The sequence below is a fragment of the Lysobacterales bacterium genome (genome assembly GCA_016721845.1).
Lineage (GTDB): Bacteria > Pseudomonadota > Gammaproteobacteria > Xanthomonadales > Ahniellaceae > JADKHK01.
In genome coordinates this window covers 951473-974056 of sequence record JADKHK010000013.1, presented here as the reverse complement: position 1 = coordinate 974056, position 22584 = coordinate 951473, and the positions used below count along the sequence as shown (strand labels likewise).

The 22584-nt window shown below is 64.7% G+C and carries 22 protein-coding genes; 15 read left to right on the top strand and 7 right to left on the bottom strand.

Features of this window, described 5'->3' with window-relative positions; translation table 11 throughout:
* Nucleotides 1-29 precede the first annotated feature (29 nt).
* On the top strand, nt 30-1334 hold the full coding sequence (locus IPP28_11765) for an FAD-binding oxidoreductase (protein ID MBL0041690.1): 1305 nt from the start codon (nt 30-32) through the stop codon (nt 1332-1334).
* Here IPP28_11765 and IPP28_11760 read toward each other — a convergent pair whose 3' ends face one another.
* The 5 genes from IPP28_11760 to ppsA form a co-directional block, all read right to left on the bottom strand.
* Entirely contained in the window at nt 1335-2531 is a 1197-nt protein-coding gene (locus IPP28_11760) for an acetyl-CoA C-acyltransferase (GenBank protein MBL0041689.1), read from the bottom strand.
* A gap of 20 nt (nt 2532-2551) precedes the next feature.
* On the bottom strand, nt 2552-4927 hold the full coding sequence (locus tag IPP28_11755) for a 3-hydroxyacyl-CoA dehydrogenase/enoyl-CoA hydratase family protein (GenBank protein ID MBL0041688.1): 2376 nt from the start codon (nt 4925-4927) through the stop codon (nt 2552-2554).
* Between the two features lie 24 nt (nt 4928-4951).
* Nucleotides 4952-5572 (bottom strand): TetR family transcriptional regulator, encoded by a 621-nt coding sequence (locus tag IPP28_11750; GenBank protein ID MBL0041687.1) that lies wholly within the window; start codon nt 5570-5572, stop codon nt 4952-4954.
* A 110-nt stretch (nt 5573-5682) separates the two neighbouring features.
* Nucleotides 5683-7332 (bottom strand): glycosyltransferase, encoded by a 1650-nt coding sequence (locus IPP28_11745; protein MBL0041686.1) that lies wholly within the window; start codon nt 7330-7332, stop codon nt 5683-5685.
* Nucleotides 7333-7339: 7 nt separating this feature from the next.
* On the bottom strand, nt 7340-9709 hold the full coding sequence (gene ppsA, locus IPP28_11740) for a phosphoenolpyruvate synthase (protein MBL0041685.1): 2370 nt from the start codon (nt 9707-9709) through the stop codon (nt 7340-7342).
* Nucleotides 9710-9842: 133 nt separating this feature from the next.
* On the opposite strand from ppsA, the gene IPP28_11735 reads away from it, so the two are divergent.
* Complete coding sequence (locus IPP28_11735) at nt 9843-10658, top strand: kinase/pyrophosphorylase (GenBank protein MBL0041684.1); 816 nt, start codon at nt 9843-9845, stop codon at nt 10656-10658.
* Between the two features lie 135 nt (nt 10659-10793).
* Entirely contained in the window at nt 10794-11201 is a 408-nt protein-coding gene (locus IPP28_11730) for a DUF1249 domain-containing protein (GenBank protein MBL0041683.1), read from the top strand.
* Between the two features lie 58 nt (nt 11202-11259).
* Here IPP28_11730 and IPP28_11725 read toward each other — a convergent pair whose 3' ends face one another.
* The gene (locus tag IPP28_11725) at nt 11260-12075 is read right to left on the bottom strand and encodes a PhnD/SsuA/transferrin family substrate-binding protein (protein ID MBL0041682.1); all 816 of its coding nucleotides are present in this window, start codon (nt 12073-12075) and stop codon (nt 11260-11262) included.
* 81 nt (nt 12076-12156) lie between these two features.
* A complete protein-coding gene (locus IPP28_11720) occupies nt 12157-12930 on the bottom strand; it encodes a hypothetical protein (protein MBL0041681.1) in 774 nt (257 codons plus the stop codon).
* Between the two features lie 101 nt (nt 12931-13031).
* Between IPP28_11720 and IPP28_11715 the strand changes: the two genes are divergently transcribed.
* The 12 genes from IPP28_11715 to IPP28_11660 all read left to right on the top strand — a co-directional run bounded on the left by IPP28_11715 (nt 13032) and on the right by IPP28_11660 (nt 22582).
* A complete protein-coding gene (locus IPP28_11715) occupies nt 13032-13190 on the top strand; it encodes a DUF1674 domain-containing protein (GenBank protein ID MBL0041680.1) in 159 nt (52 codons plus the stop codon).
* A gap of 29 nt (nt 13191-13219) precedes the next feature.
* Nucleotides 13220-13609 (top strand): succinate dehydrogenase, cytochrome b556 subunit, encoded by a 390-nt coding sequence (gene sdhC / locus IPP28_11710; protein MBL0041679.1) that lies wholly within the window; start codon nt 13220-13222, stop codon nt 13607-13609.
* Nucleotides 13606-13986: a succinate dehydrogenase, hydrophobic membrane anchor protein gene (gene sdhD / locus IPP28_11705; protein ID MBL0041678.1), complete on the top strand. Its 381-nt coding sequence runs from the start codon at nt 13606-13608 to the stop codon at nt 13984-13986. The genes sdhC and sdhD overlap by 4 nt, the downstream gene beginning before the upstream one ends.
* Nucleotide 13987: 1 nt before the next feature.
* A complete protein-coding gene (locus tag IPP28_11700) occupies nt 13988-15778 on the top strand; it encodes a succinate dehydrogenase flavoprotein subunit (protein ID MBL0041677.1) in 1791 nt (596 codons plus the stop codon).
* A 7-nt stretch (nt 15779-15785) separates the two neighbouring features.
* Nucleotides 15786-16151 (top strand): DUF962 domain-containing protein, encoded by a 366-nt coding sequence (locus IPP28_11695; protein ID MBL0041676.1) that lies wholly within the window; start codon nt 15786-15788, stop codon nt 16149-16151.
* A gap of 8 nt (nt 16152-16159) precedes the next feature.
* Nucleotides 16160-16948, top strand: a complete 789-nt coding sequence (locus tag IPP28_11690; protein MBL0041675.1) for a succinate dehydrogenase iron-sulfur subunit — start codon at nt 16160-16162, stop codon at nt 16946-16948.
* 10 nt (nt 16949-16958) lie between these two features.
* Complete coding sequence (locus tag IPP28_11685) at nt 16959-17210, top strand: succinate dehydrogenase assembly factor 2 (protein MBL0041674.1); 252 nt, start codon at nt 16959-16961, stop codon at nt 17208-17210.
* Between the two features lie 133 nt (nt 17211-17343).
* Complete coding sequence (locus tag IPP28_11680) at nt 17344-17601, top strand: hypothetical protein (protein ID MBL0041673.1); 258 nt, start codon at nt 17344-17346, stop codon at nt 17599-17601.
* A 66-nt stretch (nt 17602-17667) separates the two neighbouring features.
* Nucleotides 17668-18912 carry a lipoprotein-releasing ABC transporter permease subunit gene (locus IPP28_11675; protein ID MBL0041672.1) on the top strand — a complete coding sequence of 415 codons (1245 nt, stop codon included), beginning with the start codon at nt 17668-17670 and terminating at the stop codon, nt 18910-18912.
* The gene (gene lolD, locus IPP28_11670) at nt 18909-19598 is read left to right on the top strand and encodes a lipoprotein-releasing ABC transporter ATP-binding protein LolD (GenBank protein MBL0041671.1); all 690 of its coding nucleotides are present in this window, start codon (nt 18909-18911) and stop codon (nt 19596-19598) included. Before IPP28_11675 ends, lolD begins: the two co-directional genes overlap by 4 nt.
* 7 nt (nt 19599-19605) lie before the next feature.
* The gene (locus IPP28_11665; protein ID MBL0041670.1) at nt 19606-21885 is read left to right on the top strand and encodes a DNA internalization-related competence protein ComEC/Rec2; all 2280 of its coding nucleotides are present in this window, start codon (nt 19606-19608) and stop codon (nt 21883-21885) included.
* Nucleotides 21886-21940: 55 nt separating this feature from the next.
* Entirely contained in the window at nt 21941-22582 is a 642-nt protein-coding gene (locus IPP28_11660; protein ID MBL0041669.1) for a MotA/TolQ/ExbB proton channel family protein, read from the top strand.
* The last annotated feature ends 2 nt before the right edge of the window (nt 22583-22584 follow it).

Sequence of the window (22584 nt, the reverse complement as noted above, 5' to 3'; positions counted from 1 at the left end):
GGCCGCGCCAAGACTCCCGAGCCGACCAGATGCTGCAATCCTCCGACCAGCGTGTTCGCACCTATTACCAGGCCAGTGCCGGGGTCGCTTCCGGGCACGCCGCCATCGATCGCGATCAGCACGCCCGCACCATCGTGATCGGCGGTGGCTACGCCGGGCTGGCGACCGCACGAGGCCTGATCGACCGCGGCGACAGCGACGTTCTGGTGGTCGAAGCGGAACAGGTCGGTTTCGGTGCCTCGGGACGCAATGGCGGTTTCGTGTTCGGCGGCTATTCGTTGGGCGAGGGCAGCCTGCTCGCCCAACTCGGCCCGGCGGCGGCCCGGCGTGTCTATGCGCGCTCGATCACGGCGGTGGACTTGATCCGTCGCCGCTTGCGCGAGCACGCGATCGATTGCGACGTGGTCGATGAAGGCGTGTTGTGGACCAACTGGTTCCGCGACGAGCGCGTGCTGCGAGATCGCGCCACCTTGTTGAAGCAGCACTTCGATACCGAATGGGAATGGATCGCAGGTGCCGCATTGCGGGGCATGCTGGACTCGCCGCGCTACAGCGCGGCCCTGTTCGAACGCAACGCCCTGCATCTGCATCCGTTGAAGTATGCGCGCGGGCTTGCACACTCGGTGGTGGAGGGTGGTGGTCGGGTCGCGGAGCGCACGCGCATTGTCGAACTGCAGCGCGGCGGGCAAGGCTGGCGCCTGCGCACGGCCGACGGCGTGGCGCTCCATTGCGAGCGCGTCGTTCTCTGTTGCGGCGGCTATCTGGCCGGACTGCGTTCGGCCATCGATCGTTCGATCCTGCCGATCGCGACCTACGTGGTCGCGACGGCACCCCTCGGCGATCGCCTCGCCGCACTGTTTCCGGGGACACGGGCCGCGGTGTACGACTCCCGCTTCGCGTTCGACTACTACCGGCCGCTGGCCGATACGCGCCTGCTCTGGGGTGGGCGCATCTCCATCCGTGATCGCGCGCCGCATCAAGTGGCGCACCTGCTGCAGCAGGACATCGCTCGCGTCTTCCCGCAACTTCCGGACGCCCCGATCGAGTTTGCGTGGAGCGGCCTGATGAGTTACGCGAAACACGAGATGCCGCAGATCGGCGAGCTGGAGCCGGCTCTCTGGTACGCGCAGGCGTTCGGTGGACATGGACTGGCCACCACGACCGCTGCGGGCGAAGTCGTCGCTGCAGCACTCTGCGGTGATCGCTCGGCGCTCGCCGATTTCCAACCCTACGGATTGCCCTGGGCGGGCAAGCCGTTCGGGTTTCTTGCGGCCCAGGCCACGTATTGGTGGTACCAGGGCCGCGATGCGCTCAAGGACTGGCGCGAGGGCTGATCAGACCCGCTCGAAAATGCCGGCCGCACCCATGCCGGTACCGATGCACATGGTCACCATGCCGTATTTCTGCTGACGGCGCTGCAGGCCATGCACCAGCGTGGCCACGCGAATGGCACCGGTGGCACCGAGCGGATGACCGAGCGCGATCGCGCCACCGAGCGGGTTGATCTTCGCCGGATCGAGGCCGAGGTCGTGGATCACCGCCAGCGCCTGGGCCGCGAAGGCTTCGTTGAGTTCGATCCAGTCGAGATCGTTCTGCGAAATGCCGGCCTGCTTGCAGGCCTTCGGAATCGCCGCCTTCGGACCGATGCCCATGATTTCCGGCGGTACGCCGGCCACCGCGAACGAAACGAAGCGGGCGAGCGGCGTCAGGTTGAATTCCTTGATCGCGCTCTCACTCGCGAGCAACACCGCGCCAGCGCCATCCGACATCTGCGAGCTGTTGCCGGCCGTGACCGAGCCGCCGGCGCGGAACACGGTCTTCAGGCCAGCGAGCGCTTCCAGCGTGGTGTCGGCACGCGGACCTTCGTCCTGCTTGATGATCTTGCGGACGATGCGTACGTCGCGCTTGTCGAGGTCGGGCAGGCGGTCATCGATTTCGTAGGGCAGGATTTCGGACGCGAATTCTCCCGCCGCGATCGCGGCCGCCGCCTTCTGGTGGCTGGCCAATGCGAACTGGTCCTGCGCGTCGCGAGTGATCTTCCATTGTTCCGCAACTTTTTCGGCGGTAATGCCCATGCCGTAGGCAATCGCGATGTTCTCGTTCTGGAAGACCGCCGGGTTCATCGCGATCTTGTGGCCCATCATCGGGATCATGCTCATCGACTCGGTGCCGGCACCGATCATCAGGTCGGCTTCGCCGAGCCGGATGCGATCGGCGGCGAGCGCGACGGCCTGCACGCCCGAGGAACAGAATCGGTTGATGGTCATCGCGCCGATCGTGTTCGGCAGACCGGCCAGCAGCATGCCGATACGGGCGATGTTCATGCCTTGCTCGGCTTCCGGCATGGCGCAGCCGACGATGATGTCGTCGATGCGCGAGCGGTCGAGTTGCGGCAGCGGATCGAGTATGCCGCGCAGGCTGTGCGCGAGCAGGTCATCCGGGCGGGTGTTCTTGAACACGCCGCGCGGCGCCTTGCCGACCGCAGTGCGGTTTGTGGCAACGATGTAGCAATCCTGGACTTGCTTGGACATGGGATTCTCCGAATGCCTGATCAGTTGCGCAGCGGCTTGCCGGTCTTCAGCGTGTGCAGGATGCGTTCCTGCGTTTTCGGCATCTGCGCCAGCGCGACGAAGTGCTTGCGCTCGAGGTCGAGCAGCCACTGCTCGTCGACCGCGGACCCGCGTTCGATTTCGCCGCCGCAGAGCGTGTCGGCGATGCGGCGGCCGATCTCGGCGTCGTGCTCGGAGATGAAGCGGCCCTCGAGCATGTTGACCAGCATCATGCGCAGCGACGCAGTGCCGGTGTCCCCGGCGACCGGGATCGCACGCGCCGGCAGCGGCGGGCGATAACCCGACTCGGCCAACGCTCGCGCCTCGTTCTTGGCGACATACAGCAGTTCGTGGCTGTTGAACACGATCACGTCCGATGCCCGCAACAGTCCCAACTCCTTGGCTTCAAGTGCCGAACCCGACACCGTCGCCATGGCGACGGCCTGGAACGCACGCTGCAAGAACGGGAAGACATCGCCGCCCTCGGCTTTCAGTGCGCTGCGCAGGGCAAGTTCCTTGAGTCCGCCACCACCGGGAATCAGGCCGACGCCTGCTTCAACCAGTCCGATGTAGCTCTCCAGCGCTGCGACCGTACGCGCCGAATGCATCTGCAGCTCGCAGCCACCGCCAAGCGCCATGCCGCGCACCGCGCAGACCACCGGGACCAGCGACTGCTTGACGCGCATCGAGGTCTGCTGGAAGCGATCGATCATCGCGTCGAACTCGGCCAGCTTGCCGGCCTGCAGCGCACCCATGGCACCGGTCAGGTCGGCACCGGCACTGAAGGGCTCGCCGTGCTGCCAGATCACGAGGCCCTTGAAGCCACGTTCGGCCTCGTCCACGGCACGCTGGATCGCATCGATCACGCCGCTGCCGATGGTGTTCATCTTGCTCTTGAAGCTCAGGATGGCGATATCGTCGCCCTGATGCCACATGCGCGCGTCGGCGGTGTCGAACACGGTCGTGCCCGGATGCGGCAATTCGCCCAGCAGCGGGTCCGGGAACAATTGGCGCTGATAGACCGGGGCCTTGCTGCGCGACCGGTAAGTGTTGTCGCGCGGCGCATACGAACCATGCGAGGCATGCACGCCGGCGCGGGTCGGATCGACCACCCACTTCGGCAGCGCCGCGCTCGACATGGCCTTGCCGGCATCGATGTCGGCCTGGATCCATTCCGCGATCTGCTTCCAGCCTGCAGCCTGCCAGGTTTCGAACGGGCCCTGCGTCCAGCCATAACCCCAGCGGATCGCGAAGTCGACATCGCGGGCGTTGTCGGCGATCGCCTCCAGATGAAACGAGGTGTAGTGGAACAGGTCGCGGAAACAGGCCCACAGGAACTGGGCCTGCGGCTCCGCCGAGTTGCGCAGTGCCGAGAGTTTTTCGGCCGGATTCTTGATCTTCAGGATCGCTTCGACCTCGGGCACGACCTTGCCGGTCTGCGCGACATAGGCAGCTTGCGCCAGGTCGATCATCTGGATGTCTTTGCCGACCTTCTTGAAGATGCCGGCCCCGGCCTTTTGGCCGAGCGCGCCTTTCTCGATCAGCGCCTTCAACCACGACGGCGCCGTGAAATGCGCATGCCACGGGTCTTCGGGCAGGGTGTCGGCCATGGTCTTGATCACATGCGCCATGGTGTCGAGTCCGACCACGTCGGCGGTGCGATAGGTCGCCGACTTCGGACGCCCGATGGCCGGCCCGGTGAGCGCGTCGACGACATCGAAGCCGAGACCGAATTTCTCGGTGTGGTACATCGTCGCCAGCATCGAGAACACGCCGATGCGGTTGCCGATGAAGTTCGGGGTGTCCTTGGCGCGCACTACGCCCTTGCCGAGCGTCGTCGTCAGGAAGGATTCCAGCGCTTCGAGAATGGCCGGTGAGGTTGCACGGATCGGGATCAGCTCGACCAGGTGCATGTAGCGCGGCGGATTGAAGAAATGCACGCCGCAGAAGCGCTCGTGGCGTTCGGCCGGCAGTCCTTCGGCGAGCTTGTGGATCGGCAGGCCCGAGGTATTGCTGGCGATGACCGCGTCATCTTTCAGGTGCGGCACGATCTTGCGATACAGGTCGTGCTTCCAGTCCATGCGTTCGGCGATCGCTTCGATCACCAGGTCGCAATGTGCCAGCAGCGGCAGGTGCTGGTCGTAGTTCGCGGCGGTGATCTCGCCGGCCTTCGATTTCACCGCCAACGGCGTCGGGCTGAGCTTGCCGAGGTTGGCGATCGCCTTGGTGACGATGCCGTTCGGATCGCCCTCCTTGGCAGGCAGGTCGAACAGCAGGACTTCGACATTGGCATTGGCGAGGTGCGCAGCAATCTGCGCGCCCATCACGCCGGCGCCGAGCACGGCAGCCCGGCGGATTCGGAGCGTTGCGTCAGTCATGGGGATTTCCGGTGGGGGAGGGAATCACGGTGCCCGCAGCCCTGCGGCTGCAAAGCGGACGAAATGTTCGGCAGCGGTGCGACGGTGCTGCTCGTCGCTGATGCCGGCCGGCTTCTTGATCATGCCGAAGTCGGACATGGCGTAGGTCAGCGCACCGCTGACGAAGTCGAGGCGCCAATACAGCGCGTCCTTCGACAGATGCGGCAGCAGGTGCGCGATCACCTTGGCGAATTCTTTCAGCACGTGGCCATAGTTGTCGGACACGAACCGGCGCAGGCGCTGGTCATGCTCGGCAAAGGCACGCGCCAGCAGGCGCACGAAAGACGATCCACCGCCACGATCGGAGGCCAGCGACAAGGCCGGCTGCACGAACGCTTCGAGGACCGCTTCGAGCGTGGGCTGGCGAGCGCTCTTGACCTTGTCGAGCGCAGCCATGCGCGCACCGGTGAGATCGTCGAGGCGACGCTTGAACAACTCGTTGATCAGGTTTTCCTTGGATCCGAAGTGGTAGTTCACCGCGGCCAGATTGACGTTGGCGGCCGACGTCACCTGACGCAGCGAGGCGCCGGCGAATCCGGACTTGGCGAACAGATCTTCGGCCGCACTGAGGATGCGTTCTTTGGTCGAAAAGTGGGGATTGATCACGGAGCAGCGCCTGGACGACAGAGGGAACGCGGGGCCTGGAAGACGATTCGCGCGGCTCGCTCGAACGCTTCAAACAGGCGTTCGAATCGTAGCGGCGAAGCGCAGGCCCGTCAACCGGGCGAGCGTTCGCCGCGTGCGCGTTCGGCCAGCAAGCGCGGCAACGGACTGATCATGCTCGATGGCGCCGGGGTTCCCCCGCCAATGCGATAGCTGATGCGTCCGCCTGTCTGCCAGGCAAGGTCGACCGGTTGCGGATCCGACCACGAACGGTGCAGGGTATCGGCCAACCCTGGCGCGCCAAGACGCTGCGCCACCGAGGTGATCCGATCCAGCAAGGCCGGAGCCAGGGCATCGGTGCGCCCCGAGTAGCGGATCTCGCCGCTCAGATGCATATCGACCTCGTTGGCAGCGACCAGCATCAGGAGGTCGGCCTCGTGGGTGGTCATCGCGCCAGGATCGGGCAGTTCGAACGACTCGGGCGAGGTGTCGCGCAGCGTGTAATCGTGCACCAGGCGCTCCACCCTGTGGTCGCGGCCACCCAGCAAGGCCTCGACCTGCGCGATCGCAGCTTGCGGGCCCGCATTGATTGGCGGGCAATGCGTATAGGCGGCATGCAGCACCCCGGCAGCGACGACCTCGATCCGAAAGCCGTAGCGGACGAGCACGCTGGCGGTGCCGATCAGATGATTGAGGAAGGGCCTGCCGCAGGGGCGATAGCCGGCATTCATCAGCAATTGCGCGCGCGCACAGGCATCGGACAGCGTGCGCAGGTCGCTGTCGGCATAGCCGTGCTGCTGGGCGAGGTCGAGCAGGGCAGAGCGAGTTTGCGCCAGTTCATGCGCCTGCATGGGTTCACGCTGGACGCCACGGTCTCGAACGTCCGGGCGAATCGGATCGATACGAGCGACGTGCCGGGCGAGGAACATGCGTACGCCACCGAACGAGCGTTCGTCGTCGATGACGCTCCATTTCCGGGCAAATGCAGCGATGCTGGCTTCGCCTTCGAAGGCGTCCCAGCGTGCCCGCAGCATCGGCAAGTCATCCAGCGTGAAGGGCGCGAAGGCCAGGTACGTCACGATCGCCGCCGGTTCGAACCACACCGTGGCGCCGCGCTCGCGCACAGCGAGCGCGACGTCGATGTGTTCGTGGACGCAACGGATCGCGGGGTCCAGCAGTTGCCCGTCCCCGAGCAGGTCGCGCCGGACCAGCATGCAGTGGAATTCGGCAAAGTCGCAGGGCCGGCGACGCATCGTGGCCCATTCGGTCTCGGGGTCGGCATTCAGCAGATGGTGGGATTCATCCAATACCCGGCCGGAGGACTCGCGATGTTCGACGATCCGACCGCCGGCCATGTGGATCCTGGGCTTGGCGATGCCGTCGCTCCACAAGTACAGGGGGGCGACCATGCCCGCCTGCGTGTCGTCGGCACAGCGCACCAGTGCCTCCAGCCATCCGGATTCGACCACGACATCATTGTCGATGAAGACAATGTATTCGCCGGTCAGGCCTGGCGCGATGCGTTGCCGTGCCACTTGCGGCCACAGCGGTTCGTCGTAGCTGTGCAGTTCGATCCGTCCATCATCGGCCATCGCCCGCAACGAAGCCCGCAGCGCCGGTGGTGACTGCACGTCGAGATAGATCAGGCGAAACGGCAATGACGTATTCGCGAAGATGCTGTCGATCGAACGCAAACTCAGGCCATGGCGTTCACGCGCCGTCATCACGATGCTGATGCGCGGCGCCTGCGACACGACCGTCATGGATCCGTCAGGCCTTGCGATGCTTGGCCAGGCGCAACCAGGTATCGACCACCGTGTCCGGATTCAGCGATACCGATTCGATGCCCTGGTCCATCAGCCATTCGGCGAGGTCGGGGTGGTCGCTTGGACCCTGACCGCAGATGCCGATGTATTTGCCGCGTGCGCGACAGGCCTGGATCGCCATCGACAGGAGCGCTTTCACCGCATCGTTGCGCTCGTCGAACAAGTCGGCGATCAGTGCGGAATCGCGGTCCAGCCCGAGTGTCAGCTGGGTCAGGTCGTTCGAACCGATCGAGAAGCCGTCGAAGTGGTCGAGGAACTGGTCGGCGAGCAGGGCATTCGAAGGCAGCTCGCACATCATGATCAGCTTGAGCCCGTCCTTGCCGCGTTCGAGGCCGTTCTTCGCCAGTACCTCGACCACACGCCGTGCCTCGTCGACCGTGCGCACGAACGGAATCATGACCCAGGCATTGTCCAGGCCCATCTCTTCGCGCACCTTCTTCACCGCGCGGCATTCCAGCGCGAAGCAGTCGGCGAAGTCGGCCGAGACGTAGCGACTCGCGCCGCGATAGCCGATCATCGGATTTTCTTCGTGCGGCTCGTAGCGCTTGCCGCCGATCAGGTTGGCATATTCGTTCGACTTGAAGTCGGACAAGCGCACGATCACCGGATTCGGCGCGAACGCCGCGGTCAGTGTCGCGATGCCCTCGGCGAGGCGGTCGACGTAGAACTGCACCGGATCGGCATAACCGGCCATGCGCGCGTCGATCAGCTTCCTGGTCGCTGCGTCCTGCTGCGCGTAGTTCAACAAGGCCTTCGGATGCACGCCGATGTGGCTGTTGATGATCATTTCGAGACGTGCCAAACCGACGCCGGCATTCGGCAACTGCGCGAAGTCGAAGGCGCGCTCGGGATTCGCGACATTCATCATGATCTTCAACGGTGCCGGCGGCATCTGTTCGAGATCGGCGGTGATGCGTTCGAAGGCGAGTTGGCCGTCGTAGATGAAACCGGTATCGCCCTCGGCGCAGGACACGGTGACGTCGTGGCCGTCCGGGATGGTGTCGAGTGCATTGCCGCAGCCGACCACGGCCGGCACGCCCAGTTCTCGCGCGATGATCGCGGCATGACAGGTGCGGCCGCCGCGATTGGTCACGATCGCCGAGGCACGTTTCATGATCGGTTCCCAGTCCGGGTCGGTCATGTCGGCCACCAGCACGTCGCCCGGCTGCAGCTTGTTCATTTCGGTGATCGAGCGGATCACGCGCGCCTTGCCGGCACCGATCTTGTGGCCGATCGAGCGGCCTTCGCACAGCACCGGGCCCTTGCCGCTCAGGTGGAAGCGCTCGAGCTGAGTGGCGCGGCCACGCGACTTCACCGTTTCCGGACGCGCCTGGACGATGAAGAGTTTTCCGGTGATGCCGTCCTTTGCCCACTCCACATCCATCGGACGGCCGTAGTGCTGCTCGATCACCAGCGCCTGCTTCGACAATTCGTGCACATCGGCATCGGAGATCGAGAAGCGGTTCTGCAATTCCTGCGGCGTGGCTTCGGTCCGCACGCGTTCGCCCGCTGCATTCGAATAGACCATGCGAATCTGCTTCGAGCCGAGCTGACGACGCAGGATGGCCGGTTTGCCTGCGCGCAGCGTGGGCTTGTAGACGTAGAACTCGTCCGGATTGACGGCGCCCTGGACGACGGTTTCGCCGAGGCCGTAACTCGCGGTCACGAACACGGCGTCGCGAAAGCCGGACTCGGTGTCGAGCGTGAACAGCACGCCCGAGGCGCCCACGTCGGAGCGGACCATCAGCTGCACGCCGGCCGAGAGAAACACGTCCTCATGCTTGAAGCCATGATGCACCCGATAGGCAATCGCACGGTCGTTGTAGAGGGACGCGAAGACTTCCCTGATCCGATGCAGCACGTCCTCGATGCCGACGACGTTGAGGAAGGTCTCCTGTTGCCCTGCGAACGAGGCATCCGGCAAGTCTTCGGCCGTGGCCGACGAACGCACTGCGACACTGACGGTGTCGCCGTTGTCGGCACAGAGCTGGTCATACGCTGCGCGGACCGCCGCATCGAGGCGCGGCGTGAGTGCCGTGTCGATGACCCAGCCACGAATTTCGGTGCCGGCCCTGGAGAGCGCGTCGACGTCCTCGATGTCGAGGCTGGCCAGCTTGTCGAAAATGCGTTGCTTGAGACCGCTCTGCTCGATGAATTCACGGAACGCATCGGCCGTGGTCGCGAAACCGCCGGGGACGGAGACACCGAGTGCCGTGAGATGGCCGATCATTTCGCCCAGCGAGGCATTCTTGCCGCCCACTTGTGCGAGATCGGACAGACGCAAACGATCGAGCCAGAGCACCTGGTCGGTCATGGAATTCTCCGGAAGCAAGGGCGGGGCGCCGCGAAGCGCTGATTTTCGGCCATTGAATCCGGACCGGCAAGCTTGCATGCACGACGCCGCCCTGCATTGCGTATCCTCGGCGTCTCGCAGATGGGGCAATTCGATGGCGCGCAGGATCTTCTACATCTCCGATGGCACCGGCATCACGGCGGAAACCATCGGGCATTCGGTGCTCACGCAGTTCGAAAGTGTCGAATTCGAGACGATGCGCATCCCTTTTGTCGATTCGGTCGACAAGGCGCTGGAGGCCGCCGAGCGCGTGCGTCTGGCGGGACTCGAGTCGGGCCTGCGACCGGTGGTCGTGAACACGGTGGTCGACCCCGACCTCACGCGCATCCTTTCCGACAGCGGTGCATTGATGATGGATGTGTTCGCACCCTTCATCGCGCCGCTGGAGCAGGAGCTCGGCACCAAGCGCCAGCCACGGGTCGGCAAGGCCCATGGGCTGGTCGATTTCGCACAGTACGAGGCGCGCATCAATGCGACCAACTATGCGCTGACGCATGATGACGGCATCGACTTCAACTACAACGACGCCGACGTCATCCTGGTCGGCGTGTCGCGCTCGGGCAAGACACCGACCTGCTTGTTCATGGCGCTGCATTTCGGCATCAGGGCCGCCAATTTCCCGCTGACACCGGATGATCTCGAGACCGGTGACTTGCCGCGTCGCCTGACGATGCACCGACACAAGCTGTTCGCGCTCACGATCGACCCGCTGCGCCTGCAGCAGGTGCGCGAAGCACGCAAACCGGGGAGTCGTTACGCGACGCTGGAGCAATGTCGGCGCGAAGTCACCGAAGCCGAGAAGATGTTCCGCCGGGAGCGGCTGCCGGTGCTGAGCACCACGCACACCTCGATCGAGGAGATCGCGAGCAAGGTGCTGTCGGCGCTCGGTATCGAGCGGCACCTGTTCTGACGCGGGTAACCACTATACGCCGCATCTGCGCATCTGTGCAGGCTGGTCGGAACGATGCGAATCGCTAACATCGACTGCATGACTCCGAGCGCATTGCACCCCGTCCTTCAACGCCCCAGCCGCTTCGGCTATTTGATGGGCTTGTATGGCGCCAATTACTGGCAACTCACGCGCATGTTCGGTCCGCGGGCACTGGCGCTGGGGCGGTATCGCTCGGCCGGCACGGCAGGATTGCCGGTGGTCGTCGACATTCTGGAACGCGCGCCGTTCACCACCGAGTTGCGCATCAGCTATGAATTGGTCGACGAGTTGACCGGGCAGCCTGACCCGTCGGCGCACGTGCGACTGTTCAGCGATGCACGTCTTGCGGAAGTGACTGCCTGCTATTTCGGCGCGCGTCTGGAAGACGTGCTCGGACGCAGCGCGCCGGCGGCCACGGTGTTTCGGCATCGATTGCAGATGAACGCATTCTTTGCGAAGTGGCTCGACTATCTGGAGCAGTCCGGCCATTCGCGTTTTGGTTTGCAGGCCGTCGCAAGTTGACCGGCTCAAACGATGAAGGCGCCCTTCGGCGCCTTCCATGAGGGCTTCTCGTCGCCAATCACTTGTAACCGAAGAACCCTTCGAGGACCTTCTCGTCGCCGTCGTAGTCAGCGCCGGTGGCTTCGATGAATTGCGTCACGCCCAGTTCCGACAGGACTTCATAGGCGCCCTGGTCTTCGTGCAGCTTGAGCAAGGCGTCTTTCACGGCCTGCTTGGCTTCCGGCGGCACGGTGGGCGCGGCCGAGATCGCCGCACCGGGGAACTCGGTCGAGGTCGCGATCGGAATCAGGTTCGGGTACTGGTCCTTGAGCCAGGTCGGAACGATCGCGGCATCGGCCTCACCGGCAAACACGATCTCGACGCCATCACGCCAACTCTGCGCGGTCGACATCAGATTAGGCTGGCGCACCGGATCCGGAAACAGCTGCAGCAGCATCGCGAAACCCATGCTCGGCGAAGGCATGGTCACGATGCCCTTGCCGATCAGCCCGTTCAGCGTGGTGTTGGTCAACTGGTCACTGCCGAGCAGGGTGTAGCTGGTGTTCTCGACGGTGCGCGCAATCGGCTCGAACTGGAACCGCTTGGCGCGGAAGTCGGTGAAGTGCGCTTCGGCGAACATGAAGTCGATCGGCGCATTCTGGCGGACGTCGCGCCAGAAGAAGTGGTAGTTGCGGGACGTGACCAGCGTGATCTTGTGGCCCGTGGCCTTGCTCAGATATGCGGCCAGCGGCTGATAGACCTCGACCGCACGCTGCACGTTGTAACTCGGCTCGACCAGCAGCTTGTATTCCGCAGCGCTGGCGCCTTGAGTTGCCGAGATCCCGAACAGCGCCGCCAGCGCCACCTGCATGCCCTTGCGCAACACTCGATTCATGGAGCCTCCCTCCTGTTGCTGCTGCTATAGCACCAATTCCCAATACTGCCAACGCACTAAAGCAACGCTTTGTATCTCTTTCTAGCTTGCGCCCGCGATCACGTCCGCGACCATGACGACCAGCCTATCCGTGCCGAGCTGGAGGCTGTGGCCAGGCTCGACAGGCTGCGTCAACACCGCCAGTGCCCCGACCCGACCCGCGCAGGCGATTTCGCCGATCTCCGTGCCGTCGACGTACACCTTGTCGCCACTGTGCCAAACGACCACCGGATCAGCCGCCAGTCGAACCAATACCCGCTTGTTGCGGCCGAGGAAATGCGTGCGGGCGACGATTTCCTGCCCCGGATAGCAGCCCTTCTTCACGCTGTACGCGTCAAACCGTTCCAGCCGCAGCGAGTGGGCCAGGTGGCGGTCAGCCGCGGCCTCATCGATCAGGGATAACCCGGCGCTGATGAATCGATCGAGGGCGTCCCGAGTGAGGGCCGCTGGTGCCGATCCGCGATCGACCAGTGACAGTCGGATGCCATCGATGCCTGTGTCCAGGCCGGTTTCGGTCGCCAAAACGGCCTTGTCGACATTGATCTCGATCGCGACCTTGCGTCGAAACACGAAGCGTCGCAGGGTTGCGACCAGCGCGTTGCCACGTTCGAAGGGCACGAGCAGCCACCAGGCGTCGCTGCTTTCACGAATCACCGCGACCACGAACTGGACGCGCCCCTGCGGGCTCAGCAGCGCGCTCCAGCGCAGCTGGCCATCCGCCAGCGGCATCAGGTCGGCAGCACATTGACTGTGCAAAAAGGGCAGGGCGTCAATGCCCCGGACCTGCACGACATCGAACAAATCTTTGCGTTCCATCTCGTCATTGTGCCTGCACATCGCGTGGACGCGTAGTGGACGAAGCTCTCGCGAACCTTGTCCCTGACGCCCCCGGGGCAATAAACTCCTGAGGCTTCGCCATGAACGAACAGACCCTCTCCAAACCCATTCCCGTCGACCCGGCCGCGCCCAACGCGCCGCCGCAGCCGATTTCGCCGGTTGAAATCGGTGGCCGCAAAGGCCCCGAACCGACGCGTTACGGCGATTGGGAAAAGGACGGGCGCTGCATCGACTTCTAGGCCACCTTCATTCCGAACAGGAGTTACCGATGCGCGTGCAACGGCCGTTGTCGCCCTACATGATCGGGCCATATTACCGACCGCAATTGACCAGCGTGCTGTCGATCCTGCACCGCCTCACCGGCTTGTTCCTGTGCCTCGGCGTCATCGTACTGATAGGGTGGACGCTGGCGCTGGCCAGCGGCCCGGACGACCACGCGCTGTATTCCGCCTTCACGCATGGCGTCGTTGGCAAGGTCGTTGCCGCCACGTCGGTGTTCGCGCTCTGTTACCACCTCGGCAATGGCATCCGCCATCTGTTCTGGGACGCAGGCAAGGGGTTCGACCTCAAGTCGGCCTACGCCAGTGGCTATGCCGTGGTCGCATTCGCGGTAATCGCCACGGCGGGCGTGCTGTCCTTGCTCGGGGGTGGGCGATGAGCCTGCGTACTCCACTGGGTCAAGCGCGCGGCCTGGGTTCCGCGAAAGACGGCACCTCGCATTGGTGGATGCAACGGGGCACCGCCGTGTTGCTGGCGCCGCTGTCGATCTGGTTCATGCTCTGTGCGTTGCCGCTGCTGGCTGCCGATTACGCCGACGCACGGGTCTGGCTGGCACAGCCCCTGAACGCATTCCTCTTGCTCGCGCTTGTTCTGGCGGCGCTTTATCACGCGCTGCTCGGGGTTCAAGTGGTGATCGAGGACTACATCCATACCCGCTGGGTCGAAGTCACGTTGCTGACCATGGTCCGGTTGATCGCATTCCTTGCCGCACTCGCGACCTCCCTCGCGGTCGTGCGCATCGCCGTTGGAGGCTGACATGGCGAAGGACGCCTACAAGATCGTTCATCACAAGTACGACGCCGTTGTCGTCGGGGCCGGCGGCGCCGGCTTGCGCGCGACGATGGGGCTCGCCGCCAAAGGTCTGAGCACGGCCTGCATCACCAAGGTATTCCCGACGCGCTCGCATACCGTGGCCGCGCAGGGCGGCATGTCGGCGGCGCTCGCGAACATGGGCGCGGACGACTGGCGCTGGCACTTGTACGACACCGTGAAGGGCTCCGACTGGCTCGGTGACCAGGACGCGATCGAATACATGTGCCGCGAAGCGATTCCGGCCGTCATCGAACTCGAACACTACGGCGTGCCGTTCTCGCGCACCGAAGCCGGCAAGATTTATCAGCGTCCGTTCGGCGGCATGACCACGAAATTCGGCGAAGGCCCGCCGGCGCAGCGCACCTGTGCCGCAGCCGACCGCACCGGCCATGCCATCCTGCACACGCTCTACCAGCAGTCGCTGAAGCACGATGCGCGCTTCTACATCGAGTATTTCGCGCTGGATCTGATCATGGACAACGGCGTCTGCCGTGGCGTGATCGCCTGGGATCTGGCCGAGGGCACGTTGCACGTGTTCCGTGCCCATGCCGTGATTCTCGCGACCGGCGGCTATGGCCGCGCCTATTTCTCGGCGACGTCGGCGCACACCTGCACCGGCGACGGCGGCGGCATGGTGCTGCGCGCCGGCTTGCCGCTGCAGGACATGGAGTTCGTGCAGTTCCATCCGACCGGCATCTACGGCGCCGGCTGCCTGATCACCGAAGGCGTGCGTGGCGAAGGCGGGTACCTGACCAATTCGAAGGGTGAGCGCTTCATGGAGCGTTACGCGCCCAGCGTGAAAGACCTGGCGCCACGCGACATGGTCAGTCGCTGCATGACCATGGAAATCCGCGAGGGTCGCGGCGTCGGTGCCGAGAGTGACCACATCCACCTGCACCTCGAACATCTCGGCGCCGCGACCATCCACGAGAAGCTGCCCGGCATCGCCGAATCGGCGCGCATCTTTGCCGGTGTCGACGTGACCAAGGAACCGATCCCGGTCATCCCGACCGTGCACTACAACATGGGCGGCATCCCGACCAACTATCACGGCGAAGTCGTGACCAAGCAGGGCGGCAACCCGGACGCAGTCGTGCCTGGCCTGTTCGCGATCGGCGAAGCCGCTTGCGTGTCGGTGCATGGCGCGAACCGCCTCGGTTCGAATTCGCTGCTCGACCTGGTCGTGTTCGGCCGTGCCGTCGCGAATCGCTGCGGCGACGTCGTGACCGCCGGAGCCACCCACAAGGAATTGCCGGGCGACTCGCTCGACGCATCGTTGTCGAACTTTGATCGCCTGCGCCATGCGAACGGCGGCACCAGCACCGCCGATATCCGCATGGCCATGCAGCGCACCATGCAGCGCGATGCCGCGGTGTTTCGCACCGGTGAATCGCTGAAGAACGGCTGCACCAGGATGAGTGAGGTGTTCGCCTCGTTCGCTGACGTCAAGGTTTCGGATCGTTCGATGGTCTGGAACTCGGATCTGGTCGAGACGCTGGAACTGCAGAATTTGCTGGGCCAGGCGGTCGCGACGATCTACTCGGCCGAACACCGCACCGAAAGTCGAGGTGCGCATGCCCGCGAAGATTTCGCGACCCGCGACGACGTGAACTGGATGAAGCACACGCTCGTCAACGTCAGCGAACGCGGTGATTGCTCGTTCGACTATCGACCGGTGCACATGAACACGCTCGGCGGCGTCGATCCGATCCCGCCGAAAGAACGCAAGTACTGAGGTCGCGATGTCTCGTCCCGGCGGACTCATCGCATGGCAATGGGCGACCTACGAGCGCAACCACCGCGATCGTTTGAGTCTCGTCGTGCATTTCCTCACGGTGCCGGCCTTCATCGCCGGCGTGCTGTCGTCGCTGCGTCTGCTCTCGCTCGGGCTGTTCGTGCAGGCCGCCGTGATGCTCGGCGTCTCGGCGGTTGCGTTTCTCCTGCAGGGAATCGTCCACAGGCGTGAAGCCGAGGCGCCGATTCCGTTCGATGGTCCGCTCGACGTGATCGGCCGCATCTTCACCGAGCAGTTCGTCACTTTCCCCCGTTTCGTCTTCACCGGTGGCTGGGCGCGCAATCTCGCCGGCCAGCACCCTGATCAGCATTGAGGTCCGTCATGGCCGAATTTACGCTTCCCAAGAATTCCAAGGTCACGGCTGGCAAGCACCATGCCGCGAAGGCGGGTGCCAAGCAGGTGCGCAAGTTCAAGGTCTATCGCTGGAGTCCGGATGACGGGGCCAACCCGCGCACCGATACCTACGATGTCGACGTGGGCAACTGTGGCCCGATGGTGCTCGACGCGCTGATCAAGATCAAGAACGAGATCGACCCGACGCTGACCTTCCGTCGTTCCTGTCGCGAAGGCATCTGCGGTTCCTGCGCGATGAACATCGACGGCACCAACACGCTCGCCTGCACGAAGTCGATCGACGAATGCGGCTCCGGCGAGGTCAAGATCTATCCGCTGCCGCACATGCCGGTGATCAAGGATCTGGTGCCGGACCTGACCCACTTCTATGCCCAGTATGCGTCTATCCGCCCCTGGATTCGCACCCAGAGCGCGCCGCCGCCGGACAAGGAGCGCCTGCAGTCGAAGGACGACCGCGCCCGACTCGACGGCCTGTACGAATGCATCCTCTGCGCCTGCTGCTCGACCTCGTGTCCGAGTTACTGGTGGAACGGCGACCGCTATCTTGGCCCGGCGGTGCTGCTGCAGGCCTACCGCTGGATCATCGACTCGCGGGACGAAGACACCGGTGACCGTCTCGACAATCTCGAAGACCCGTTCCGGCTGTATCGCTGCCATACCATCATGAACTGCGCGAAAACTTGCCCGAAGGGACTGAACCCGGCCAAGGCGATCGCGGAGATCAAGAAGCTGATGGTCGCGCGCCGCACGCTCTGACCTGGCCATCGTGGTCGATCCGATTCGTCTCAAACGCATGCGCTGGCATTGCCGGCGCGGCACGCGTGAACTTGATCGTCTGCTCGAACGCTGGCTGGACGAGCATGCCGGCACCGCCGACGAAGCCGCATTGGACCGATTCGAGGCCGTGCTCGCCTGCGAAGATCGCGAACTGCAGCGCTGGATCCTCGGCTACTACGACTGCGAACGGACCGATCTGAAGGCGCTGGTCGATGAAATCCGCGCCAAGCCTCTCGTTTGAGCCGCGACCGTCGCGTCACGCGCGGACCCTTGCGTTCGTGATCGGCGTGCTTGCAGTGGGAGCGGTCGCGTCCAGCGGCATGCCGTATGGCCCAAAAATCGGACTCGCCACAGGGATGGCGATCGCGACGGCGATGACTTTGCGCACGCTGACCACGGCCCCGACACCACGCTGCACGCGCCTGGCCGACGGCCATTGGCTGGTTCGCCTCGGTGCGACCGAGCATCGCGTAGCCCTGAACAGCAGCCATGACCTCGGTTTCGTGATCGCGCTGCATTTCCGAAGCGAATCCGGCCAGCGCATCGACGTCGCGCTCTGGCCGGATTCGATCTCACCCGAGACGCGCCGGCAATTGCGGGTGTGGCTGGCTCGAACCGGCGTGTCGCACTGAACAGCGCGCGGCTATTGAGCGTTCACACCGCACCGCTACACTGCCGGCCTGCCACGAAGTCCCTGCATGTTCCGACCCCTAGAGCTGTTCATCGGCCTGCGCTACACGCGCGCCAAACGCCGGAATCACTTCATTTCCTTCATCTCGATGGTGTCGATGCTGGGCATTGCACTTGGGGTGACGGCGTTGATCACGGTGATTTCGGTGATGAACGGGTTCGAAGGCGAATTGCGGGCGCGCATTCTCGGCATGGTGTCGCATGCGACCGTGGCCGGTGTCGGCGACGGGCTGGACGAATGGGAAGCCGCGCTGGCCAAGGCGAAAACCGTGCCGCATGTGATCGGTGCGGCGCCCTACATCGAACGCGAGGCGATGCTGCAGGGCGGACGTGTCAGTGGCGCGATCCTGCGCGGTGTCGATCCGACCCGGGAGCGCGAGGTCAGCGAGATTGCCGATCGTGTCGTCGAAGGGTCCTGGGACGCGTTGAAGCCGGGCGAATACGGCATCGTGCTCGGACGTGAACTGGCGCTCTGGGCGGGTGCCGAACTCGGCGGCGACGTGCTCGTCTATGCACCGCAAGTGCGGGCGACGCCGGCGGGCGTGTTGCCGCAGATGCGTCGTTTCAAGGTCGTCGGCATTTTCGAGGCCGGCATGCAGGAATACGATCGCGGCATGGCGGTGATCCATATGGCTGACGCCGCCAAGTTGTTCCGGATGGGCGACAAGGTCACCGGGGTGCGGCTCAAGCTCGACGACATGTTCAAGGCGAAGGCGGTCGCGGCCGATCTCGCCGACCAGCTCGGCGGCTTTTACCGGGTACGCGACTGGACCCGCGAGCACGCGAATTTTTTCCGCGCCGTGCAGACCGAGAAGACCGTGATGTTCATCATTCTGTCGTTGATCGTCGCGGTGGCGGCCTTCAACCTGGTCTCGTCCCTGGTCATGCTGGTGACCGACAAGCAAAGCGACATCGCGATCCTGCGCACGCTGGGGCTGAGTCCGCGTTCGGTGATGGGCGTGTTCGTGGTGCAGGGCACGATCATCGGACTGGTCGGCATCGCGCTCGGCACGATCGGTGGCGTGCTGCTGGCCGACAATGTCACCCGGGTGATGCGTTTCCTCGAATCGATCTTCGGTTTCGAGTTGATGCCGGCGGATATCTATTACATCAGCGACCTGCCGTCCGACCTGCGCTGGGACGATGTCGGCAGCATCGTCGGCCTGGCCTTCGTGCTTTGCCTGATCGCCACCCTGTATCCCGCCTGGCGGGCCGCGCGCACGCATCCGGTCGAGGCCCTGCGCTACGAATGAACGCGTCCAACGACATCGTGCTCGCCGCCCGCGGCGTCGCCAAGACATATCGCGAAACCCGCGTCGAAACGCCGGTGTTCGCCGATATCGATTTCGCCGTGCGTGCCGGCGAAGCCATCGCCATCATGGGTGCTTCCGGTGCGGGCAAGAGCACCTTGCTGCACCTGCTCGGCGGCCTGGATGTGCCGGATCGCGGCGAGATCACCGTTGCCGGCCAGCGCATGAATGCTCTCAACGACTCGGCACGCGGTCGCCTGCGCAATGAAGCGCTGGGATTCGTCTACCAGTTCCATCACCTCTTGCCGGAATTCACCGCACTCGAGAATGTCGCGATGCCGCTGCTGATCCGCGGTGTCGCGGTGGCGGCGGCGCGCGCGGCGGCGCAACAGATTCTCGACCGGGTCGGTCTGGGCGCGCGCGTCGAGCACAAGCCGGGCGAATTGTCGGGCGGCGAACGCCAGCGTGCCGCGATCGCACGTGCCCTGGTGACGACGCCGAAATGCGTGCTGGCCGACGAGCCGACCGGCAATCTCGATGCCGGCAACGCCGATGCGATCTGCGGCATGTTGCTGGAACTGAAGCGCGACCTCGGCACCGCCATTGTCATCGTCACGCATTCGCAAGAACTGGCGTCACGCATGGACCGCGTGCTCGAACTGCGCGGCGGCCAGCTGGTCTCGCGCTGAGCGATCGATGTTGAACCTGTCGCGAATCGCGCCCGGCTTCCTGATCGGTGCGGTCGTGGCCTGTGTCGTGCCGGCGTTGCCTTCGATGGCATGGGCGCTCGCGCTCGGCGGCGTGGCCTGCCTTGCGCTGGTGCTTCGCGTGCGATGGCTCGTGCCGGTCGCGGCGGCCCTGTTCGGTGGCGCATGGTTGTGGATCAATGCGGACGCGGCCTTGCAGCAGCGGCTGCCTGCCGCCCACGATGGTCGCGACGTGCCAATGCAAATCGAAGTGATCGGGCTGCCGGAACAACGCGAGCGCCAGATTCGCTTCGAGGCCCGGGTCGTCCGCTCCGACGTCCTGCACGTCGGGGCGAACCTGCGCCTGAACTGGTATGCGCCCGCACCGGATCTGAATCCTGGCGACCTCATCGAGGCCACCGTGCGACCACGGCACCCGCGCGGTCTGGTCAATCCCGGCGGCTTCGACTCCGAGCGGCACGCGCTGACCGAACGCATTGCGGCGGTGGGCTACGTGCGGACCGGCGAGGTGGTCTCGTCGCGCGTGGGCGGGCTCGATCGACTGCGCGGGCGCATCGCCGAACGGATCGATGCCCGAGTCGCGGATCCGACCATCGCGTCACTGTTGCGTGCGCTGGCGATCGGCGACGTGCGGGGATTGCGCGACGACGACTGGGACGTGCTGCGTGCTACCGGAACCGGTCATCTGGTCGCGATCTCGGGCCTGCATGTCGGTCTCGTCGCCGCGTTCGGGGCCTGGTGGTTCGCGTTGCTGTATCGGCTGTTTCCGCGGCTAGGCCTGCGTTGGCCGCGACCCCAGGCGATGGCGGTGGGTGCGCTGATCACCGCGACCGCCTATGCACTGTTGGCCGGCTTCGGCGTGCCGGTCGTGCGAACCTTGCTGATGATCGCGGTAGCGCTGTCCGCCACTCTGTTGCGACGCCGGATCCGCAGCGTCGATGCGGTTCTGATCGCGGCCTTCGTGATCGTCGCGATCGATCCGTTGAGTCTGCTCGGCGCCGGATTCTGGTTGAGCTTCGTCGGTGTCGCTTTCCTGATCTGGGCGATGAGCGGGTCCGAGGCCTCGTTCGGCGGGCTCTGGCGTGCCCAGGTCGCGATGAGCGTCGGCTTGTTGCCGATCGGGGCATGGTGGTTCGCGCAGACCAGCGTCATCGGCTTCGCGGCGAATCTGGTCGCCGTGCCGTGGATCACCTTCGTGATCGTGCCCCTGCTCCTGCTGGCGATGCTGCTCGACGCGATCAGCGGCTGGAGCGGCCTCTATGCCGTGGCTGCGGCCTTGCTGGAACCGCTGTGGTTGGGTCTCGGTGCGGCCGCCACATCGCCGTGGGCGCAATGGCAGTTCGCCCAGTTCGGATGGTGGGCGATGGTGCTGGCCGTGATCGGCGCGGCCTGGGCCTTGTTGCCGCGCGGTGTGCCCTTGCGCTGGGCCGGGGTGCTGCTGATGCTGCCCTTGCTGTGGCCGCAGCGCGATGAACTGGCCGACGGCGAATTCGAGCTGGTCGTCTTCGATGTCGGCCAGGGCTTGTCGACCCTGGTGCGGACGCGTGAACACGCATTGCTCTACGACGCCGGTGCGCGAGTGTCGGCGGACTTCGACCTCGGTGACGCCGTGGTCGTTCCCAGCCTGCACGCGCTTGCGGTACGCGAACTGGATCGGCTGATGATCAGCCACCTCGACGACGACCATGCCGGCGGCCGCGAGTCGGTGAAGCAGGCATTTCCCGATGCGCTCGAAAGCATCGGCAACGAGGCCGACCCGGCACCGCGTTGCGAAGCCGGCCAGCACTGGACCTGGGACGGCGTGCGCTTCGAGGTCTTGCATCCGCCGCCGTATTTTCCTGATCTCGACAACGACAATTCCTGCGTGCTGCGGGTCGCCTCCGATAGCGGCAGCGCATTGCTGCCGGGCGATATCGGCGCGGTGATCGAGCAGCGTCTGGCGCGCGATCAGCCGCTGGCCATCGATGTCGATGTCGTGATCGCTGCCCACCATGGCAGCAAGCACTCGTCGTCGCCCGAATTCGTCGCCGCAACATCGGCCGAGACGGTCGTGTTTTCGCGCGGCTGGCGCAATCGTTTCGGACATCCTGCGCCCGACGTCAGTGCACGCTGGACGGCCGCAGGGACGCGTGTCGCCGACACCGCGATCGACGGCGCCGTCACGGTCCGCTTCGATCGCGATGGCCACCTCATCCGTGCGGCCCGCGACGACAGCGATGTGTTTTGGCGGGAGCGGGGCAGCGATCAATCCTTGCCGGGATCGCGGTAATCACGCTGCACGCTGTTAGAATCCACCGGTTTTTTGGACTTCGGGAGTAGGGCGCGTGTGGGAGCTTCTGGTTGCGGGTGGCAAGGCGATGATTCCGATCGGAATCGCGGCGGTATTGACCCTGGCCATCGTGCTGGAACGGTTCTGGTCGCTGCGTCGCAAGGAAATCCTGCCGCCGAACCTGCCGGGTGAAGTGCGCAACTGGGCCCAGCATCGTCGCCTCGATGACGAACATCTGAAGGCCCTGGCGGATACCTCGCCGCTCGGCAGCGTTTTCGCCGCAGCGCTGCGCGCACGCCATCTCGGTCGCGAGGCGATCAAGGAACGCGTTGAGGACGCCGGTCGCCATGTCATGCACGACATGGAGAAATTCCTGAATACGCTCGGCACGATTGCGCTGATCTCGCCGCTGCTCGGCCTGCTCGGCACGGTGATCGGCCTGATCCGCATGTTTCTCTCGATCCTGAATTCGGGGATCGGCGATGCCAACCAGATGGCCGGCGGCATCGGCGAGGCCCTGGTCTGCACCGCAGCCGGTCTCTGCGTCGCGATTCCGGCCTATGTCTTCCATCGCCATTTGCGCGCGAAAGTCGCCGGGCTCGGCATCGCGCTGGAAAAGGAAGTGGTGGCGCTGATCGACGTGATCGAGGCCGAGGTGCCGGTGCAGGTCGCAGCGGCACGGAGAGCCGCGAAGTGAGG

Coding starts and splice junctions, on each gene's coding strand:
- IPP28_11765 (MBL0041690.1), top strand. CDS start 30: ATGCTGCAATCCTCCGACCAGCGTGTTCGCACCTATTACCAGGCCAGT.
- IPP28_11760 (MBL0041689.1), bottom strand. CDS start 2,531: ATGTCCAAGCAAGTCCAGGATTGCTACATCGTTGCCACAAACCGCACT.
- IPP28_11755 (MBL0041688.1), bottom strand. CDS start 4,927: ATGACTGACGCAACGCTCCGAATCCGCCGGGCTGCCGTGCTCGGCGCC.
- IPP28_11745 (MBL0041686.1), bottom strand. CDS start 7,332: ATGACGGTCGTGTCGCAGGCGCCGCGCATCAGCATCGTGATGACGGCG.
- ppsA (MBL0041685.1), bottom strand. CDS start 9,709: ATGACCGACCAGGTGCTCTGGCTCGATCGTTTGCGTCTGTCCGATCTC.
- IPP28_11735 (MBL0041684.1), top strand. CDS start 9,843: ATGGCGCGCAGGATCTTCTACATCTCCGATGGCACCGGCATCACGGCG.
- IPP28_11730 (MBL0041683.1), top strand. CDS start 10,794: ATGGGCTTGTATGGCGCCAATTACTGGCAACTCACGCGCATGTTCGGT.
- IPP28_11725 (MBL0041682.1), bottom strand. CDS start 12,075: ATGAATCGAGTGTTGCGCAAGGGCATGCAGGTGGCGCTGGCGGCGCTG.
- IPP28_11720 (MBL0041681.1), bottom strand. CDS start 12,930: ATGGAACGCAAAGATTTGTTCGATGTCGTGCAGGTCCGGGGCATTGAC.
- IPP28_11715 (MBL0041680.1), top strand. CDS start 13,032: ATGAACGAACAGACCCTCTCCAAACCCATTCCCGTCGACCCGGCCGCG.
- sdhC (MBL0041679.1), top strand. CDS start 13,220: ATGCGCGTGCAACGGCCGTTGTCGCCCTACATGATCGGGCCATATTAC.
- sdhD (MBL0041678.1), top strand. CDS start 13,606: ATGAGCCTGCGTACTCCACTGGGTCAAGCGCGCGGCCTGGGTTCCGCG.
- IPP28_11700 (MBL0041677.1), top strand. CDS start 13,988: ATGGCGAAGGACGCCTACAAGATCGTTCATCACAAGTACGACGCCGTT.
- IPP28_11695 (MBL0041676.1), top strand. CDS start 15,786: ATGTCTCGTCCCGGCGGACTCATCGCATGGCAATGGGCGACCTACGAG.
- IPP28_11690 (MBL0041675.1), top strand. CDS start 16,160: ATGGCCGAATTTACGCTTCCCAAGAATTCCAAGGTCACGGCTGGCAAG.
- IPP28_11680 (MBL0041673.1), top strand. CDS start 17,344: ATGACTTTGCGCACGCTGACCACGGCCCCGACACCACGCTGCACGCGC.
- IPP28_11675 (MBL0041672.1), top strand. CDS start 17,668: ATGTTCCGACCCCTAGAGCTGTTCATCGGCCTGCGCTACACGCGCGCC.
- lolD (MBL0041671.1), top strand. CDS start 18,909: ATGAACGCGTCCAACGACATCGTGCTCGCCGCCCGCGGCGTCGCCAAG.
- IPP28_11665 (MBL0041670.1), top strand. CDS start 19,606: ATGTTGAACCTGTCGCGAATCGCGCCCGGCTTCCTGATCGGTGCGGTC.